At 59.1% G+C, this 17,662-nt stretch carries 16 protein-coding genes; 5 read left to right on the top strand and 11 right to left on the bottom strand.

The annotated features are described in order from the left end of the window. Positions 1-58: 58 nt before the first annotated feature. A complete protein-coding gene (locus tag ABH912_RS22185; RefSeq protein WP_429511662.1) occupies positions 59-1,450 on the bottom strand; it encodes an L-cystine transporter in 1,392 nt (463 codons plus the stop codon). A 241-nt stretch (positions 1,451-1,691) separates the two neighbouring features. Between ABH912_RS22185 and ABH912_RS22190 the strand changes: the two genes are divergently transcribed. Further along, positions 1,692-2,747, top strand: coding sequence for a phosphorylcholine phosphatase (locus ABH912_RS22190; RefSeq protein ID WP_033060523.1), 1,056 nt, complete (start codon positions 1,692-1,694; stop codon positions 2,745-2,747). 187 nt (positions 2,748-2,934) lie between these two features. On the opposite strand, the gene ilvD is transcribed toward ABH912_RS22190, so the two are convergent. The 5 genes from ilvD to ABH912_RS22215 form a co-directional block, all read right to left on the bottom strand. Further along, positions 2,935-4,776, bottom strand: coding sequence for a dihydroxy-acid dehydratase (gene ilvD / locus ABH912_RS22195; RefSeq protein ID WP_033060521.1), 1,842 nt, complete (start codon positions 4,774-4,776; stop codon positions 2,935-2,937). Positions 4,777-5,034: 258 nt separating this feature from the next. Then, on the bottom strand, positions 5,035-6,240 hold the full coding sequence (locus tag ABH912_RS22200; RefSeq protein WP_429511663.1) for a multidrug effflux MFS transporter: 1,206 nt from the start codon (positions 6,238-6,240) through the stop codon (positions 5,035-5,037). After that, on the bottom strand, positions 6,233-7,210 hold the full coding sequence (locus tag ABH912_RS22205) for a diiron oxygenase (RefSeq protein ID WP_429513142.1): 978 nt from the start codon (positions 7,208-7,210) through the stop codon (positions 6,233-6,235). The genes ABH912_RS22200 and ABH912_RS22205 overlap by 8 nt, the downstream gene beginning before the upstream one ends. Beyond that, the gene (locus ABH912_RS22210; RefSeq protein WP_429511664.1) at positions 7,207-8,286 is read right to left on the bottom strand and encodes a SagB family peptide dehydrogenase; all 1,080 of its coding nucleotides are present in this window, start codon (positions 8,284-8,286) and stop codon (positions 7,207-7,209) included. Before ABH912_RS22210 ends, ABH912_RS22205 begins: the two co-directional genes overlap by 4 nt. Before the next feature lie 424 nt (positions 8,287-8,710). Then, positions 8,711-9,907 carry a class I SAM-dependent rRNA methyltransferase gene (locus ABH912_RS22215; protein ID WP_033060516.1) on the bottom strand — a complete coding sequence of 399 codons (1,197 nt, stop codon included), beginning with the start codon at positions 9,905-9,907 and terminating at the stop codon, positions 8,711-8,713. Positions 9,908-10,141: 234 nt separating this feature from the next. Here ABH912_RS22215 and ABH912_RS22220 point away from each other — a divergent pair, with 234 nt between their 5' ends. From ABH912_RS22220 to ABH912_RS22230, 3 genes are read left to right on the top strand one after another with little or no spacing between them, the layout of a single operon-like run. After that, entirely contained in the window at positions 10,142-10,957 is an 816-nt protein-coding gene (locus ABH912_RS22220) for an HDOD domain-containing protein (protein ID WP_197281772.1), read from the top strand. Between the two features lie 28 nt (positions 10,958-10,985). Beyond that, positions 10,986-11,798, top strand: a complete 813-nt coding sequence (mutM, locus tag ABH912_RS22225) for a bifunctional DNA-formamidopyrimidine glycosylase/DNA-(apurinic or apyrimidinic site) lyase (protein WP_033060513.1) — start codon at positions 10,986-10,988, stop codon at positions 11,796-11,798. 53 nt (positions 11,799-11,851) lie between these two features. Continuing rightward, positions 11,852-12,175 carry a hypothetical protein gene (locus ABH912_RS22230; RefSeq protein ID WP_033060512.1) on the top strand — a complete coding sequence of 108 codons (324 nt, stop codon included), beginning with the start codon at positions 11,852-11,854 and terminating at the stop codon, positions 12,173-12,175. A gap of 39 nt (positions 12,176-12,214) precedes the next feature. Here ABH912_RS22230 and ABH912_RS22235 read toward each other — a convergent pair whose 3' ends face one another. The 5 genes from ABH912_RS22235 to ABH912_RS22255 form a co-directional block, all read right to left on the bottom strand. Continuing rightward, entirely contained in the window at positions 12,215-12,466 is a 252-nt protein-coding gene (locus ABH912_RS22235; RefSeq protein ID WP_008150569.1) for a YfhL family 4Fe-4S dicluster ferredoxin, read from the bottom strand. 102 nt (positions 12,467-12,568) lie between these two features. Next, on the bottom strand, positions 12,569-13,048 hold the full coding sequence (gene coaD, locus ABH912_RS22240) for a pantetheine-phosphate adenylyltransferase (RefSeq protein ID WP_033060511.1): 480 nt from the start codon (positions 13,046-13,048) through the stop codon (positions 12,569-12,571). 115 nt (positions 13,049-13,163) lie between these two features. Continuing rightward, a complete protein-coding gene (locus tag ABH912_RS22245; protein ID WP_429511665.1) occupies positions 13,164-14,759 on the bottom strand; it encodes a GMC family oxidoreductase N-terminal domain-containing protein in 1,596 nt (531 codons plus the stop codon). A gap of 44 nt (positions 14,760-14,803) precedes the next feature. Then, positions 14,804-15,349 (bottom strand): twin-arginine translocation pathway signal protein, encoded by a 546-nt coding sequence (locus ABH912_RS22250; protein WP_429511666.1) that lies wholly within the window; start codon positions 15,347-15,349, stop codon positions 14,804-14,806. Positions 15,350-15,377: 28 nt separating this feature from the next. Further along, entirely contained in the window at positions 15,378-16,808 is a 1,431-nt protein-coding gene (locus tag ABH912_RS22255; protein WP_429511667.1) for a coniferyl aldehyde dehydrogenase, read from the bottom strand. Positions 16,809-16,954: 146 nt separating this feature from the next. On the opposite strand from ABH912_RS22255, the gene ABH912_RS22260 reads away from it, so the two are divergent. After that, positions 16,955-17,626, top strand: a complete 672-nt coding sequence (locus ABH912_RS22260; RefSeq protein WP_033060505.1) for a TetR/AcrR family transcriptional regulator — start codon at positions 16,955-16,957, stop codon at positions 17,624-17,626. Positions 17,627-17,662 lie beyond the last annotated feature (36 nt).

A 17,662-nucleotide genomic window follows, 5' to 3' on the forward strand; every position in this document is an offset into this window, starting at 1 on the left:
TGGGGCCGCTTCGCGACCCAGCGGGAGCAAGCTCCCTCGCCACAAGGTTGTTCTAGGGTTAAGCCTGAGCCAACTCCGCATGCTCATCCGCATCCAGCAACTCTTTATCCGTCTGCTGCATGATCTGGCTGGTGATCGCACCGGCGGTAATCGAACCACTCACGTTCAACGCCGTACGACCCATGTCGATCAGCGGCTCAACCGAAATCAGCAACGCCACCAGTGACACCGGCAAGCCCATCGCCGGCAACACGATCAACGCGGCAAACGTCGCGCCACCGCCCACGCCAGCCACACCGGCCGAACTCAGCGTCACAATCGCCACCAGCGTCGCGATCCACAGCGGGTCCAGCGGGTTGATGCCCACGGTCGGCGCAACCATCACCGCCAGCATCGCCGGGTACAGACCGGCACAACCGTTCTGGCCAATGGTCGCGCCGAACGACGCGGCGAAACTGGCGATGGATTGTGGAATACCCAAACGGCTGGTCTGCGCTTCGATACTCAGCGGGATAGTCGCAGCACTGGAGCGGCTGGTGAAGGCAAACGTCAGCACCGGCCAGATCTTGCGGAAAAAGCGCAGCGGGTTGATCCCGGCGGCCGACACCAGCAAGCCATGGACCACGAACATCAGGCCCAGCCCGATGTAGGAAACCACCACGAAGCTGCCGAGCTTGATGATGTCCTGCAGATTGGAGCCGGCGACCACTTTGGTCATCAGCGCCAATACGCCGTACGGGGTCAGCTTCATCACCAGACGCACCAGACGCATCACCCAGGCTTGCAGGGTGTCGATGGCGTTGATCACTTTCTGACCTTTCTCGACGTCATCTTTCAGCAGTTGCAGCGCCGCGACCCCAAGGAATGCAGCAAAAATCACTACGCTGATGATCGAGGTCGGCTTCGCGCGAGCGAGGTCGGCGAACGGGTTTTGCGGAATGAACGACAGCAACAGCTGCGGCACATTCAGGTCGGCGACCTTGCCCGCGTAATCGGTCTGGATGGTTTGCAGACGGGCCATTTCCTGAGTGCCGGCCACCAGGCCTTCGGCGGTCAGACCAAACAGGTTGGTCAAACCGATACCGATCAGTGCCGCGATGGCTGTGGTGAACAACAGCGTGCCGATGGTCAGGAAGCTGATCTTGCCCAGCGACGAGGCGTTGTGCAGACGGGCCACGGCGCTGAGGATCGAGGCAAACACCAGCGGGATCACGATCATTTGCAGCAACTGCACGTAACCGTTGCCCACCAGATCGAACCAGCCGATCGAGGCTTTCAGTACCGGGTTGCCGGCACCGTAAACGGTATGCAAAGCCACACCGAACACCACGCCCAGCACCAATGCGAGCAGGACTTTTTTAGCTAAGCTCCACGTCGTGTTTCGGGTTTGCGCCAAGCCGAAGAGCAGGGCGAGGAACACCAGCAGATTGAGGATCAGCGGCAGATTCATGTGAACTCCGAGAGAGACTTGTGCCAGCCACCTTCCGGGGCAGCTGCGAACCGGCAAGCCTAACAGCTTGAAAACTAATGATTTAATATCAAAAAGGTCTGTTAACTGTCGTTTTTGGAATAAGAGGGTGTCGTTGTTGGAGATGCAGCTGACGCGAAAGGGACGCGGGCGGTCGCAGGCAGACGAGGACTGTCACACTAATTTGTTAGCGTCGATATCTTTGACTCAGGGAGAAATGTTGATGAAGCTCGCACCGAAATTTCTGGCCGCAGCACTCTGCCTAGGCCTTGCCGGCCAGGTATTCGCCACGGATTTGAAGCATTGGCCAGCCGATCAGGCCAAGGCGCTGGACGCAATGATTGCCGCCAACGCCAACAAAGGTAACTACGCGGTGTTCGACATGGACAACACCAGTTACCGCTACGACCTCGAAGAGTCGTTGCTGCCGTTCATGGAAAACAAGGGCCTGATCACCCGCGAGAAACTCGACCCCTCCCTGAAACTGATGCCGTTCAAAGACACTGCCGACCACAAGGAAAGCCTGTTCAGCTACTACTATCGCCTCTGCGAAGTCGACGACATGGTCTGCTATCCATGGGTCGCCCAAGTGTTCTCCGGCTTCACCCTCCAGGAACTCAAAGGCTACGTCGATGAGTTGATGGCGTCCGGTAAACCGGTGCCGGCGACGTATTACGAAGGCGACGTGGTCAAGAACCTCGACGTCAATCCGCCGAAAATCTTCACTGGCCAGAAAGAGCTCTACAACAAGCTGATGGAGAACGGTATCGAGGTCTACGTGATGACCGCTGCCTCCGAAGAACTGGTGCGCATGGTCGCTGCCGATCCGAAGTACGGCTACAACGTCAAACCGCAGAACGTGATCGGGGTGAGCTTGTTGCTCAAGGACCCGAAGACCGGCGAGCTGACCACGGCGCGCAAGCAGATCACCGCGGGCAAGTATGACGAGAACGCTAACCTCGGCCTCGAACTGACCCCGTACCTGTGGACCCCGGCGACCTGGATGGCGGGTAAGCAAGCGGCAATTCTGACCTACATCGATGAGTGGAAAAAACCGGTGCTGGTCGGCGGCGACACCCCAAGCAGCGACGGTTACATGCTGTTCCACAGCGTCGACGTGGCCAAGGGCGGCATCCACTTGTGGGTCAACCGCAAAGACAAATACATGACCCAGATTAACGGCATGATGGCCAAGCACGCCGCCGCTCAGGCCAAGGAAGGGTTGCAGGTTACGGCTGACAAGAACTGGGTGGTGGTGACGCCGGCAGAAATCCAGTAAGCACCGAAAATCCAGTGTAGGAGTGAGCCTGCTCGCGATAGCGGAGTGCCTGTCACCCTAGATTTTGCCTGGTAGTCCGCTATCGCGAGCAGGCTCGCTCCTACAGTTGATCTCCAGTGTTTGGAGGATTTTGGTCAAAAAAATGCCCCGCACTTGGCGGGGCATTTTTTTGTTCAACGGTTAAGCATCACAGCCCGTCGAGCATCGCCTTGTTACGCACCGCACCCTTGTCGGCGCTGGTCGCCAACAGGGCATAGGCCTTCAGAGCGGTGGTCACCTTGCGTGGACGTTTTTCCACAGGCTTCCAGCCTTTCTGATCCTGCTCGGCACGACGGCCGGCCATTTCTTCGTCGCTGATCAACAGGTTGATCGAGCGGTTCGGAATGTCGATCAGCACTTTGTCGCCATCCTGCACCAGACCAATCGCGCCACCCGCAGCAGCTTCTGGCGAAGCGTGGCCGATGGACAGGCCCGAGGTGCCGCCGGAGAAGCGACCATCGGTGAGCAGGGCGCAAGCTTTGCCCAGGCCTTTGGATTTCAGGTAGGACGTCGGGTACAGCATTTCCTGCATGCCCGGGCCGCCTTTCGGGCCTTCGTAACGAATGATCACGATGTCGCCGGCTTTCACTTCGTCAGCGAGGATGCCGCGTACGGCGCTGTCCTGGCTTTCGAAGATCTTCGCGTTGCCTTCGAACACGTGAATCGACTCGTCGACGCCGGCGGTTTTCACCACGCAGCCGTCCAGCGCGATGTTGCCGTACAGAACGGCCAGGCCGCCTTCTTTCGAGTAGGCGTGTTCGACGCTACGGATGCAGCCGTTTTCACGGTCGTCGTCCAGGGTTTCCCAACGGGTCGACTGGCTGAACGCGGTTTGCGTCGGGATGCCCGCAGGGCCGGCCTTGAAGAAGTGATGCACCGCTTCGTCGTCGGTCTGGGTGATGTCCCACTTGGCGATGCCTTCGGCCAGGGTTTTGCTGTGCACGGTCGGCAGGTCGGTGTGCAGCAGGCCGCCACGGGCCAGCGAGCCGAGGATGCTGAAGATCCCGCCGGCACGGTGCACGTCTTCCATGTGGTACTTCTGGATGTTCGGCGCAACTTTGCACAGTTGCGGCACGTGACGGGAGAGACGGTCGATGTCGCGCAGGTCGAAATCGATCTCGGCTTCCTGGGCCGCGGCCAGCAAGTGCAGGATGGTGTTGGTGGAACCGCCCATGGCGATGTCCAGGGTCATGGCGTTTTCGAACGCCTTGAAGTTGGCGATGTTGCGCGGCAAGACCGACTCATCGTTGTCGTTGTAGTAACGCTTGCACAGCTCGACGATGGTGCGGCCGGCCTGCAGGAACAGCTGTTCGCGGTCGCTGTGGGTGGCGAGGGTCGAACCGTTGCCCGGCAATGCCAGGCCCAGTGCTTCAACCAGGCAGTTCATCGAGTTGGCGGTGAACATGCCGGAGCACGAACCGCAGGTCGGACAGGCACTGCGCTCGTACTCAGCGACTTTCTCGTCAGAAGCGCTGGAGTCGGCGGCGATCACCATGGCGTCGACGAGGTCGAGACCGTGGCTGGCCAGTTTGGTCTTGCCGGCTTCCATCGGGCCGCCGGAAACGAAGATCACCGGGATGTTCAGGCGCAGGGCAGCCATCAGCATGCCTGGGGTGATCTTGTCGCAGTTGGAGATGCAGACGATGGCGTCGGCGCAGTGGGCGTTGACCATGTATTCGACGGAGTCGGCGATGATCTCGCGGCTCGGCAGCGAATACAGCATGCCGTCGTGGCCCATGGCGATGCCGTCATCCACGGCAATGGTGTTGAATTCTTTGGCGACACCGCCGGCGCGTTCGATTTCGCGGGCGACCAGTTGGCCCAGGTCCTTGAGGTGGACGTGGCCCGGTACGAACTGGGTGAAGGAGTTGGAAATGGCGATGATCGGCTTTTTGAAGTCGTCATCTTTCATCCCCGTTGCGCGCCACAGTGCGCGGGCGCCGGCCATGTTGCGGCCATGGGTGGATGTTTTCGAGCGGTAATCAGGCATGAAGCACTCCGGGCGGCTAATCAGGTATCAAAAGGGAAGTGAGCTTCTATTGACGTCTGGAACACTCAGAAATGGCCGTGTGTCCGGAAGTTGCCGATAACTTTGCGGGATCGCCGCGCGCTTCAGCTTGAGCTCATAAACCCGCCGGGGGATGACTGGCGATGAATGTCGCGATTCTACACGGCTGGCGTCAGGAGGGAATGCTGGAAGAGGGTGATCCAGCGTTGACGGGGCGTGTGGGATGACGATCGGCAGGAATCACCCGCTATTCAGCGCGAGCTGCCGACGTGTGATCAGTGCATTGAAGGAAACGCCGACGGTGCTCAAGGCGAGGAAACTCAGTGCGAGAGTCGTTTGCAGATGAGCTCCACTCAGATTGATCAGGGCGCTGATCAGCCCGCCGAAGATGAAGACCAACGTGTTCCCGGCCGACGCCGAGGTCCCCGCATTGTCCGGGAACACTTCCATGGCTTTGGAGGTGGCGACAGGGCGGGTGATGGTCGTGCCAGCGGTGCAGATGATCATCGGGATCAGCACGGTCAGGGCTGAAAGCCCCAGCAGGTTTGAGAGCAAGAGCATCACCAGTCCAGAAATGAAGATCAGGCCCAGGCCGACGACTATCTGTGTATTGGCCGCGACCCGCCCAGCGAGGACTCGAGCGACAATGCCGCCGATGATGTAGGCCACGCCATACAGCAGCAGTGTCAGGGAAAACTCGTAGGCCGACAGCTGCAACTGCTCCATGAAGATCAGGGGCGAGATGACAATGAAGGAAAAGTGGCAGGTGAAGGCGATTGCAGCGATCAGCCAATAGCCGAGGAAACCCGCATCGCGACAGACGCGCCGGTAGGACTGAAGAATGCTTCGGCGCGGGGTTGTGGCGGTGTGCCGGTTTTCAAGAAAGAAGCAGGCCTTGAGGAACACGGCAGCGGCAAGGGCAATAAACACAATGAAGCTTGCGGGCCAGTCGAGTGCCTGTTGCAACAGGGTGCCCGCCAGTGGCGAGACGGAAATGAAGATCCCGCTGGCGGTGACCATCAGAATCCGCAGCTGATCCCGTTCCTTGCCGTCGAACAGGTCCTGGACCAGCGCCTGTGAAAGTACGAAGCAACCGCAGCCGATGGCCTGCACCACCCGGAACATCAGGAACCAGGCGTAGTCGGTGGACAGCACGCAACCCGTCGCACCGACAATCGAGACCGCCATTCCCGCCAGCAGCAGACTTTTGCGCCCGATGACATCCGAGAGCGGCCCGACCAGTAGTTGGGAAAGGGCGATGCCGATGGCAAACAGGCTGATGGAAAAAGCGATGTCGGCCGGCGTGGTCCGAAAGTGTTCGGCCAGCGCCGGGAACGATGGCAGCAGAACATCCAGTGGGAAGACCCCAAGCATCACCATGGTCATTAACAGGGTGATCGCAGAGCGGCGGTGTTTGGCACTGACCGCAGATTTTCTTTCATTCATCGACAAGTCCTGCCTGTGCGAAGAGCTGCTGGTTAAAAGGCAGGTCGAAAAAACCTGCCTTTTCCATTGCCTGTAGCGTCGCGCCTGCACCTGATCGGGCGCGCTGAAGGCAGGCTTGCGGGCCGGTCAGGGCACTGAGGATTTCTGCGATGCAATTCTCCCTGAAGCCCACGCTGTTCAGGCTTTCCTTCAGCCATCGCTCATCGACCTCAAAGAAAATCAGGAGGATGTCCACCAGCAGCTTCGCGGCGAACGTGCGTTGGCTGCTGTTCAGGGTCAGCCACAGATAATGGAACACTTCGCAAAAGTAACGACTGTGTCGGGCCTCGTCGGTGAGGTGGTCCCTGAGCATTTCCTGGACGCTGGACACCAGCTCGTTGCGGCAAACCTCGAGCAGTTCCCTGGCGATGATGGTTTCGGACACGAAGCCAACGAGAAACCAGGCCAATGCCTTATGCCTGTCAGGTGCGTGGTCAAGCAGGGCGTTCAGTCGGGTAATGCGGTGCGGCATCACCGGGCGTTGGGTCATGCCGTAGAGGTCGGCTATTTGCTCGGCGAGACTATTGGAGAACAGCGCGTGAAAACCCTCATCGGTATAGAGCTGGAGGGCGGCCGCTTTCATCCGTCGGGGGATAGATGCACCGAGCTCATCGTGGACAATGGTTTCCACGGAGCGGTTGACGATCCGATGTTCGAGCCGGGTGGTGTAGTCGAGGAAATACACCAGATGGTTGGCTGATAATCGATGGGTGATCGCACTGCCGGCTGCTTTGATTTTCGGGTGATTCAGATAGGGCAGGAAGGCCGGCGGGAACCAGTGTCGTGTTTCCAGTTGCCGTTCCAGATCTGATGGCAATTGATAGGTGTGCTCGCTGGTTCGTACCGAGGCTCGGGTGTTCCAGTCACCGAGGGTGAAGCGCTGGGCCCAGGCGTCGGGCAGTGACAGCTCGTCTGTGCGGGGCCCGGTCATTGTTGGGAGTCTCGGCTGCTTAGCAGCGCTTTCAATTCCTTGCACATCACTTGCCCGTCACTCTGGCCGCAGCCCACAAAAAACAACGCTTGTTCGGCGCTGTCCTCGATCCCCAGCAACGTTTCGACCTGATCGTCCGCCAACGCACCGGTCAGCCAGGTGCTTAACCCAAGTGCGGTGGCCACCAGTTGAAAGGTCTGGGAAATATGGCCTGCCTCGACGTACGCCATTCGGTAGGCCCGCGAGTGTTCATATTTCCACCACAGTTTGTCGAAGCGAGCGGTGATGAACAGGCCGACTGGCAGGTTGTTGATGAAATGCTGTCCACACAACAACTGGCCCAAGGGCGAGTCGGGCAGCGGATTGACGAAGCTCAACGCATGTTCATTGGGGTGGTAGGCGTAGAGCCCGGGATTCAGGCCGCTGACGTTCTGAACATGAAGAAAACCTTCGCAGGCATTCAGCCCGCCACCGGATGGACTGCTGCGCCGGGCGCCGAGACCTTCGGCGATGGTTTCGTCGATGTCGTTGTCGCGCTCTCGCAGATAGCCAAGGGACAAATACAAAAGAGTGCCCACATCGTCGAGAGAAACCCCTTCACCCGTGTAGGAGCGACAGGTCTTTCGGTCGATCAAGGTCTTTGCAAGTGCGCTTTGCGGCAGACCGGAAGGTTGGGGCAGGGCAATCCGCTCGCTTGTCGGGCGTTCTGTGAGTCTGGCCTCCGGGGCAGGAGTGGCCAGTACTTCGGTGCAATGGTCCAGATAGTGTCTCGACCATTCATTAATATCTTGGGGGATATAGTCACAAGGAATGTTCTTGGTGCCGATATGAAATATCTTCGACAGTTCATCCCAACCCCATTCAAGGGTGTCGTGTATTGAAGTTGTGAGTATTCCCGCGCTCAGGAGTTGCGTGTCTATTATGTTGTTGTCATCAAACTTTTCAGGGTTGTCGATTAGGTGGGCGAGACGGGTTGAGTATTCAAGGTTCAATTCGAACTGTTTATGGTTCTTGTAATCCCAGACTATTTGGTCGGGCGAGCGAGGAAGTATGAATATATAGGGGTTTATCTGCATGGTTGGCGATTCACTCTGGTCTTTGCCATAGAAAACGCTGGGTAGCCGGCACTCCCCAGCGTTTCATTTACTTAGCGGACTTTTGGTGCAACCAGAAAAGCCAGGTTAGCGATTTTGTTGGTTTCCAGAGTAATTGCTTTCATGTTTTGAACTCCTTGTAATAGATAGTGAGTGTCACTCCTTTGTGACGACTTAATCATAGTTTGTAATGAGTTCTTATCAAGGGGAGATCGGGTAGGAATGTTCCAGTAATTTTGTCGGATCGATCTGAGGGTTGGATGAATTTTGTAAGTTCTGTCCGATAAAATAAAAGACATAGCGAAACGTCCTGCAAGTCATTAAGACTGCTGGAGTAGGAAGTTGGAGAGTTCAATAACAGAAAACAGAACGGGGAGCCGACTGGCTCCCCGTCAAACCGGCGAAATCAGCTGTTTGGCAGCAGACGGCAGGTGATGCTCTTGATGTAGCGGGTTTCGGCGATGGCCGGGTGAACCGGGTGATCCGGGCCCTGACCGCCGCGCTCCAGCATCTGGATGTTGCGGTCCAGGTGACGGGCGCTGGTCAGCAGGATGTTCTGCAGATCGTCTTCCGGCAGGTGCATCGAGCACGAAGCGCTGACCAGGATGCCGTCCTTGCTGAGCAGGCGCATGGCTTGCTCGTTCAGGCGACGGTAGGCGCCTTCACCGTTTTTCATGTCTTTCTTGCGTTTGATGAACGCCGGAGGATCGGCAACGATCACGTCGAAGCGCTCTTCGCTGGCTTTCAGCTCTTTCAGGGCTTCGAACACGTCACCTTCAATGCAGGTCATCTTGTCGGCGAAACCGTTCAGCGCGGCGTTGCGCTCGACGCCGTCGAGGGCGAAGGCCGATGCGTCGACGCAGAACACTTCACTGGCGCCGAACGCAGCCGCTTGCACGCCCCAGCCACCGATGTAGCTGTACAGGTCCAGCACGCGTTTGCCTTTGGCATAAGGTGCCAGGCGTGCGCGGTTCATGCGGTGGTCGTAGAACCACCCGGTTTTCTGGCCCTGGATGACCGGTGCTTCGAATTTCACGCCGTTCTCTTCCAGCGCAACCCACTCCGGCACCAGGCCGAACACGGTTTCGACGTAGCGGTTGAGGCCTTCGGCATCACGGGCGGCGGAGTCGTTCTTGAACAGAATGCCGCTAGGCTTGATCACTTGGGTCAGCGCGGCGATCACGTCTTCTTTATGGGCTTCCATGGTGGCCGAAGCGATCTGTACCACCAGGATGTCGCCGAAACGGTCGACTACCAGACCTGGCAGCAGGTCGGAATCGCCGTAGACCAGCCGATAGAACGGCTTGTCGAACAGGCGATCGCGCAGGGACAGCGCGACGTTCAGGCGATGCACCAGCAGCGACTTGTCCAGCGGCAACTTGATGTCGCGCGACAAGAGGCGGGCGCAGATCAGGTTGTTCGGGCTCATGGCAACGATGCCCAGCGGCTTGCCGCTGGCTGCTTCGAGGATCGCCTGGTCGCCGGCCTTGAAACCGTGCAAAGGAGTAGCGGCTACATCGATTTCGTTGCTGTAGACCCACAAATGGCCGTTCCGCAGGCGACGGTCGGCGTTGGCTTTGAGGCGCAGGCTAGGCAGGGACATGACGTCGCTCCGGAAAAAAGAGCGGGAGTATAGCGTGTTGCGCAAGGCCACGGTTTGGCGGATGGACATGCGGTGTGGCAGGCCCAGGCATTTGATGAAACATCAGGCGATGGATTGGCCAGGGTGTCGGATCCAACTTTATAAGGGTTAGAATCGCCGCCTGTCCCAGAGTGTGTACTTATGTCCCCAGAGCTGACTACCGAACAGATTCAACAGTCCCTGCAAGGCATCAGCGTGCCGGCCCAGCCGCAGATCATGGTGGATTTGCAGATGGAACAGTACATGCCCGATCCGGATCTGGAGGTGATCGCGAAGCTGATCTCCCAGGACCCGGGCCTCTCTGGCGCCTTGTTGAAAATCGTCAACTCGCCGTATTACGGCTTGAGCAACAAGATCGCCTCGATTCAGCGTGCGGTGAATCTGCTGGGCAGCCGCTCGGTCATCAACCTGATCAACGCGCAGTCGATCAAAGGCCAGATGAATGACGACACCATCGTTACCTTGAATCGTTTCTGGGATACCGCTCAGGACGTGGCGATGACCTGCCTGACCCTGGCCAAGCGCATTGGCGTCCAGGCCGGCGATGAAGCGTACGCGTTGGGCCTGTTCCATGACTGCGGCGTGCCGTTGATGCTCCAGCGCTTCCCCAACTACATGACCGTTCTGGAAGAGGCCTACGCCAGTGCCAGCGCCGAATGTCGGGTGGTGGACACCGAGAATCGGGTGTTCAATACCAACCACGCGGTGGTGGGTTATTACACCGCCAAATCCTGGCGCCTGCCGGAGCATGTGACTGCCGCCATCGCCAATCACCACAATGCGTTGGCGATCTTCAGCGATGAGTCGTCGCGCAACAGCCAGCTGAAAAACCTGCTGGCGATCCTGAAGATGGCCGAGCACATTTGTGCGTCTTTCCGGGTGCTGGGCAACCAGCGTGATGACCACGAGTGGGACAGCATTGCACCGCTGGTTCTCGATTATGTCGGTGTCTCGGACTATGACTTCGAGACCCTCAAACAAACGATTCGTGACCTTGGCGCTCATCGCTGAGCGTTGCACCGCCTGATTCGAGAGCACCATGCCGGAACTGCCTGAAGTCGAAACCACCCGCCGCGGGATTGCGCCGCACCTGGAAGGCCAGCGCGTCAGCCGGGTGATCGTGCGTGAGCGGCGCTTGCGCTGGCCCATTCCCGAAGACCTGGATGTGCGGCTGTCTGGCCAGCGCATCGTGTTGGTGGAACGACGCGCGAAGTACCTGCTGATCAATGCCGAAGTCGGCACGCTGATCAGCCATTTGGGGATGTCGGGAAATCTGCGCCTGGTGGAAATCGGCACGCCGGTGGCCAAGCATGAGCATGTGGACATCGAGCTGGAATCCGGCCTGGCCCTGCGTTACACCGACCCGCGACGGTTTGGTGCGATGCTCTGGAGCCTTGACCCACTTAACCATGAATTGTTGATTCGCCTGGGGCCGGAGCCGTTGACCGACCTGTTTGACGGCGAGCGCTTGTTCCAGCAGTCCCGCGGGCGATCCATGGCGGTCAAACCGTTCATCATGGACAACGCGGTGGTGGTCGGCGTGGGCAATATCTACGCCACCGAAGCGTTGTTCGCCGCCGGTATCGACCCGCGTCGTGAGGCCAAAAGCATCTCTCGGGCGCGTTATCTGAAACTGGCGATCGAGATCAAACGCATCCTGGCGGCCGCTATCGAGCGCGGCGGTACCACATTGCGCGACTTTATCGGCGGTGACGGTCAGCCGGGTTATTTCCAGCAGGAACTGTTCGTGTACGGCCGTGGCGGTGCGCCCTGCAAGGTCTGCGGCACGGAGTTGCGAGAAGTGAAGCTCGGGCAGCGCGCCAGCGTCTTTTGCCCGCGTTGTCAGAGCTGAAACGCCCAGGGTCTATAGTCAGTGTTCTGACTGCCTAACCCAAGGACCGTGCCATGAACCTGTTTCGAACCGTTGTCGTCGTTTTGCTGCTGACCGTCGGTGCGCCAGCGCTGGCAGCAAACACGGCCAGCGGTGACCCGCGCTACACCATCCAGAACCCCCCGGCCTACGCCATGCTCGGCGATTTGCTGATTGCCCGACCTTTGCTGGTCGTGGCGACCGTGCTCGGTGCAGGGGCGTTTGTGGTGTCGCTGCCGTTTACCGCGTTGGGGGGCGGCGTCGGCGATGCGGGGCAGGCGTTGGTGGTCGACCCGGCGAAAGCAGCGTTCGTGCGGTGCCTGGGGTGTATCGGAGAAGGGTTTGAGCAGCGGGAGTGACCTTCGCCCGCGAAGGCGCCCTCACGGGCGCCAACCGAATCAAGCCTTGCCGGTAAGCTTCCGGTACTTCTCCATCAACTGCTCTTCAGTCTCCGGATGCGCCTCGTCCAGCGGAATGCAATCCACCGGGCACACTTGCTGGCACTGAGGTTCGTCGTAGTGGCCGACGCACTGGGTGCACAGGTTCGGGTCGATCACGTAGATCTCTTCGCCCTGGGAGATGGCGGCGTTCGGGCACTCGGGTTCGCAGACGTCGCAGTTGATGCAATCGTCGGTGATGATCAGGGACATGCTAACTCCAGCCAGGGCGGAAGGCCCGGGCGCAATAAACCAATGCGCACAATTGTGCCGCATTGGCGCCCGCAGTGCACGCGGGCGCCGCTTGAGCGGTTGTTACTTCTTGAAGCGCTCGTTCAGGGCGTCCGCCACCACAGGGTGGACGAACTTGGTGATATCGCCGCCCAGGGCTGCGATTTCACGGACCAGCGTCGAGGAAATGTACGAATAACGCTCGGACGGGGTAAGAAACAGACTTTCCACATCCGGTGCCAGCTGACGGTTCATGTTGGCCAGTTGGAATTCGTATTCGAAGTCCGACACCGCACGCAAACCACGCAGGAACACGTTGGCGTTCTTCTCTTTGGCGAAATGCGCCAGCAACGTCGAGAAGCCGACGACTTCAACGTTGGGCAGATGTTTAGTGACCTCGCGGGCCAGCGCCACACGCTGTTCCAGGGGAAACAACGGGTTTTTCTTCGGGCTGGCGGCGACGGCGATGATCACATGATCGAACAGGCGCGAGGCGCGTTCGACCAGATCGCCATGGCCCTTGGTAATAGGGTCGAAGGTACCTGGGTACAACACTCGGTTCATCGCGTCGTCCTGGCGGGAGTCCGTTGGGGAGTCGGATGGTATCGCAGCCTTCCCGGTCGGCCAAGTCGCCTTTTGGGTAAGAAAGCACTATAGGCCATTGGAATATTCTCCATTTTCATGGGTTTTTCAAACGTTCGGCCAAAGAAGTTGCCAGCTGCGCCGTCAGCCCATAGACCGACAATTGCGGGTTTGCGCCAATACTGGTGGGGAACAGCGAGCCGTCATGAATCGACAGATTGCCTAACTGATGATGCCTGCCGAGGCTGTCGGTCACGGCGTTTTTCGGCTCTTCACCCATGGCACAACCGCCCATCACATGGGCGCTGCCCAGACGTGTGCGATACAGCTCAAGGCTCAGGCCGTCGATCAGCGTGCGCGCTTCGGTGAGGGTTTTCACGTAGCGAGCGTCGGCGTGCATTGGCATCACCGCGTGGGCACCGCCCGCGAACTGGATCTCGGCCATGCTGTGGAACGCTCGACGCAACCCGTCCCACGCATAAGGTGAAACCTGATAGTCGAGCACCGGCGTGCCGTCACCGCGCAACTCGACGCTACCGCCGGGGCTGTCCGGGTGGAAACCGTCCCGCAGCAACGCCAGCATTGCGTGGGTGTGGGGCAGGTTTTCCATGTGTTGGGCGTTTTCCTTGCCGAAACCGCCGAGCAAAGTCGTGGCCAGTGCCGGGTGCAGCGGCGGCACTTCGAGTTTGTAAGACATTTTTCCGGTGGTGCCGTCCTGCCATTGGAAATGGTCGGAATAGATCGACTGTGGCGCACCATAAAACGGGTTGATCACTTCGTCGAACAGCCCTGCAGACATGTTCACCAAGTGTAGAAAAGTCCGTTTACCCAGCCGTTTGTGCGGGTCCGGTGCCTCGGAGCGCATGAGCAGCGCCGGGCTGTTGATCCCGCCACCGGCCAGCACGTAATGCCGCGCCTTGACCGTGATCGTGTGTCCGGTAGGCGCGACGCAGCGGTCGTCCATCGCTACACAATGCAAGCCCGTGACCTTGTCGCCGCTGATCAAGAGCTTTTCGGCGCGAGCCAGATAGAGCAACTCCCCACCTTTTTCCAGGGTCGCCGGGATGGTCGTGACCAGCATCGATTGCTTGGCGTTGGTCGGGCAGCCCATGCCGCAGTAGCCAAGGTTCCAGCAGCCACGCACGTTGCGCGGGATCACATGCCAGGCGTAGCCGAGTTTTTCGCAGCCTTTGCGGATCACGTCGTTGTTGGCGTTGGGCGGGATCATCCAGGGGGCGACGCCCAGGCGTTGCTCCATTTTCTCGAACCACGGCGCCATCTCGGCCGGCGCGTGGCCTTTGACGTCGTGTTCCTTGGCCCAGTGATCGAGGGTCGGGTCCGGCGTGCGAAAGCTTGAGGTCCAATTGATCAGTGTGGTCCCGCCCACCGCCCGGCCCTGAAGGATGGTGATCGCGCCGTCCTTGCTCATGCGGCCGATACCCTCCTGATAGAGGCTGGTGTAGGCCTGGTCTTCGAGCATCTTGAAGTCGCTGCTGGTCTTGAGCGGGCCTTCCTCGATCAGCAATACCTTGTAGCCCGCGGCGCTGAGGATTTCGGCGGTGGTGCCGCCGCCTGCGCCGCTGCCGATAATCGCCACGTCCACTTCGAGGGTCAGGTCCTGGGTCAGTTGTGAACCGTTATAGGTTTTCCAGCCACGGGCCAGGCCTTCGCGGAACGGATCGGGTACGGGCATCTTCAGGTTCTCTTTTTATTATTGGAGGTGTGGGCGGGCCGATCTCAAACGGTAGGCGGCCCGGGATACCCGCAATGCGCCCACGATTCCGCCCGGCTGTACCACGCCATCATCACCAGTTGCAGCAGCGAGCTATGGCCCATGCGCAGCAGGCTTAACGAGCTGTTTTCCCAGCGATCGAGAAAGTGCCGGATCTCGTCGGCACTGGCGTTTTCCCAGCTGCCCCAGATCCCGGTCAGTGGCCCGCGAGTCACGGCCATTCCCAGCACATCGAATAACTGCCGGGTCAGCTTGAGCATTTCCGGCGACAGGTGATTCAGGCCGTTATCCAGGCAGTGCAGGGTTTCACTGACAGCCGCCGGTGTTTTTTGGACGGCCACAGCGCCGTCGAGCATCACCGGAATCAGTGCCCGCAAAAACAGCAAGTCACCGCTGCGCAGAATCGCGAAACCGCTGGCCGGCACGCTCGATGAGCAGCCGCTGAGAGTCGCTCCCAAACCGGCGGTGGCGAGAAAAGCGCTGGCCCCCAGGCTGAATTTAAGCAAGCCGCGCCGTGACAGCGCGGGTGTATCGGACAGGCTTGGGCTCATTATTGTTATTACCCGAAGGGGATGATCGTTAGCGGATAAACAGCTTCTGAATCAGCTTCTGAATGGATTTGCCGTACGGCGGGTAGATCAATTTCGCCGCATTGAACCGCTGTTTGATCAGCACGCCTTTGGCTTTGCTGAAGGTCAGGAAACCTTCGTGGCCGTGGTAATGGCCCATGCCCGACGCGCCGATCCCGCCGAATGGCATGTCGTCCTGAGCGACGTGCAGCAGGGTGTCGTTCAGGCACACGCCACCGGAATGGGTTTCGTGAAGTACGCGGTGTTGCTCACGCTTGTCGTAGCCGAAGTAATACAGGGCCAGCGGGCGGGGTCGTTCATTGATGTAGGCAAAGGCCTGATCCAGATCCTTGTAGGGAACAATCGGCAACAGCGGGCCGAAGATTTCGTCCTGCATCACCATCATGTCGTTGCTGACGTTGAGCAGCAGGCTGTGACTCATGCGGCGCCCCTGGCCCTTGTCGAACAGTGGAATTAGCAGCGCGCCCTTGCTGGTGGCGTCGCTGATGTAGCCATTGAGGCGCGCCAATTGCCGGTCATTGATGATCGCGGTGTAGTCCGGGTTGTCGGTCAAGGTCGGATAAAACCCGCGAACTGCCTGACGATAGGCTTCGACGAAAGCGCCTACGCGATCTTCCGGCACCAGCACATAGTCCGGGGCCACGCAGGTCTGTCCGGCGTTGAGCGTCTTGCCGAAGGCGATGCGTTCGGCAGCGTCCTTGAGCGGCACGTCGCGGGACACGATGGCCGGGGATTTGCCGCCGAGTTCGAGGGTCACCGGGGTCAGGTTTTCGGCCGCCGCACGCATCACGTGTTTGCCGATGCTGGTGGCGCCAGTGAACAGCAGGTGATCGAACCGCAATCTGGAGAACGCCACACCGATATCGGCTTCGCCCAGCACCACGCAGACCAGGTCTTGCGGGAAAATTCGGCCCAGCAGCTCCTTGAGCAACAAACCGGTGGCGGGAGTCGATTCGCTGAGCTTGAGCATCACCCGATTGCCTGCCGACAACGCGCCTACCAATGGCCCGATGGCCAGATACAGCGGGTAGTTCCACGGCACGATCACCCCGACCACACCCAACGGTTGATAAACGACTTTGGCCGCTGCGGGTTGAAAGGCGATCCCGACCTTGCGCTTCGACGGCTTCATCCAGCCTTTGAGGTGCTGACTGGCGTAGTGAATGCCGTGCAGGCTGGGCATCAGTTCGGCGAGCAGGGTTTCATCGGCGCTGCGATGGCTGAAATCCTGGCTGATGGCATCGATCAATGCCTGACGCTCATTGCTCAACAGATCGCGCAGGGCTTTTAGCCATTGCTGGCGCTGGCCGGTGGGTGGCATCGGGTTGGCTGCATACGCCGCGCGTTGGGCGTCGAACAGGGTCTGGAGCTCTTCCAGAGGCTGCTGCAGGTTCTGCAAGTAGGCGATGTCAGCAGTCATGGTCGGCTCCGGATTTATTGTAATGAGTGACTTTTTAGAGTCCATGCTCTAGAAAGTCAAATGACATCCTGGCGCAGCTTTGTTTTATCCACTCGCAGTTAGGTCGTAAGATGCCGGTCAACGCACTTTGAATTAAAGCCCAAGCCATGGCCCCTCGGATCAAAACCAGCGAGCGCATCGTGCAGAACAGCCTGGAGCTGTTCAATCAGCAGGGTGAGCGCAGCATCAGCACCAACCACATTGCTGCCCATATGGAAATTTCCCCGGGCAATCTGTACTACCACTTCCCCAACAAGCAGGCGATCATCGCCGTGCTGTTCAGTGAGTACGAAAGCCTGGTGGACAGCTTCCTGCGCCCGCCCCAGGGGCGTGCCGCCACGGTCGAAGACAAGCGCTTCTACCTTCAGGAGTTGCTGGCCGCCATGTGGCGCTACCGGTTTTTGCACCGCGATCTGGAGCACCTGCTCGACAGTGATCCGGAGCTGGCCGCCCGTTATCGGCGCTTTTCCCAACGCTGTCTGATCCATGGTACGCACATCTACGCGGGCTTCGTCGAGGCCGGCATCCTGCAAATGGACAAGGTTCAGATCGAATCCCTGACGCTCAATGCCTGGATCATCCTGACGTCCTGGGTGCGTTTTCTCTGCACCACGCGTGAAAATTCCAATCACCTGAGCGAACAGGCCATTAAACGTGGGGTGTATCAGGTGCTGGTGCTGGAGGCCGGTTTTGTCACGGATCAGTCTCGCGATGAAGTGAATGCGCTGTTCGAGGAGTTTTACGTGCCGCTGGCCCAAGCGCTGGAGGAAGTGGGATAAAAAGTGCAGTAGGATCAAACATCGCCTAATCACAGG

The organism is Pseudomonas sp. BT76 TE3572 (assembly GCF_050435365.1).
GTDB lineage: Bacteria > Pseudomonadota > Gammaproteobacteria > Pseudomonadales > Pseudomonadaceae > Aquipseudomonas > Aquipseudomonas fluorescens_W.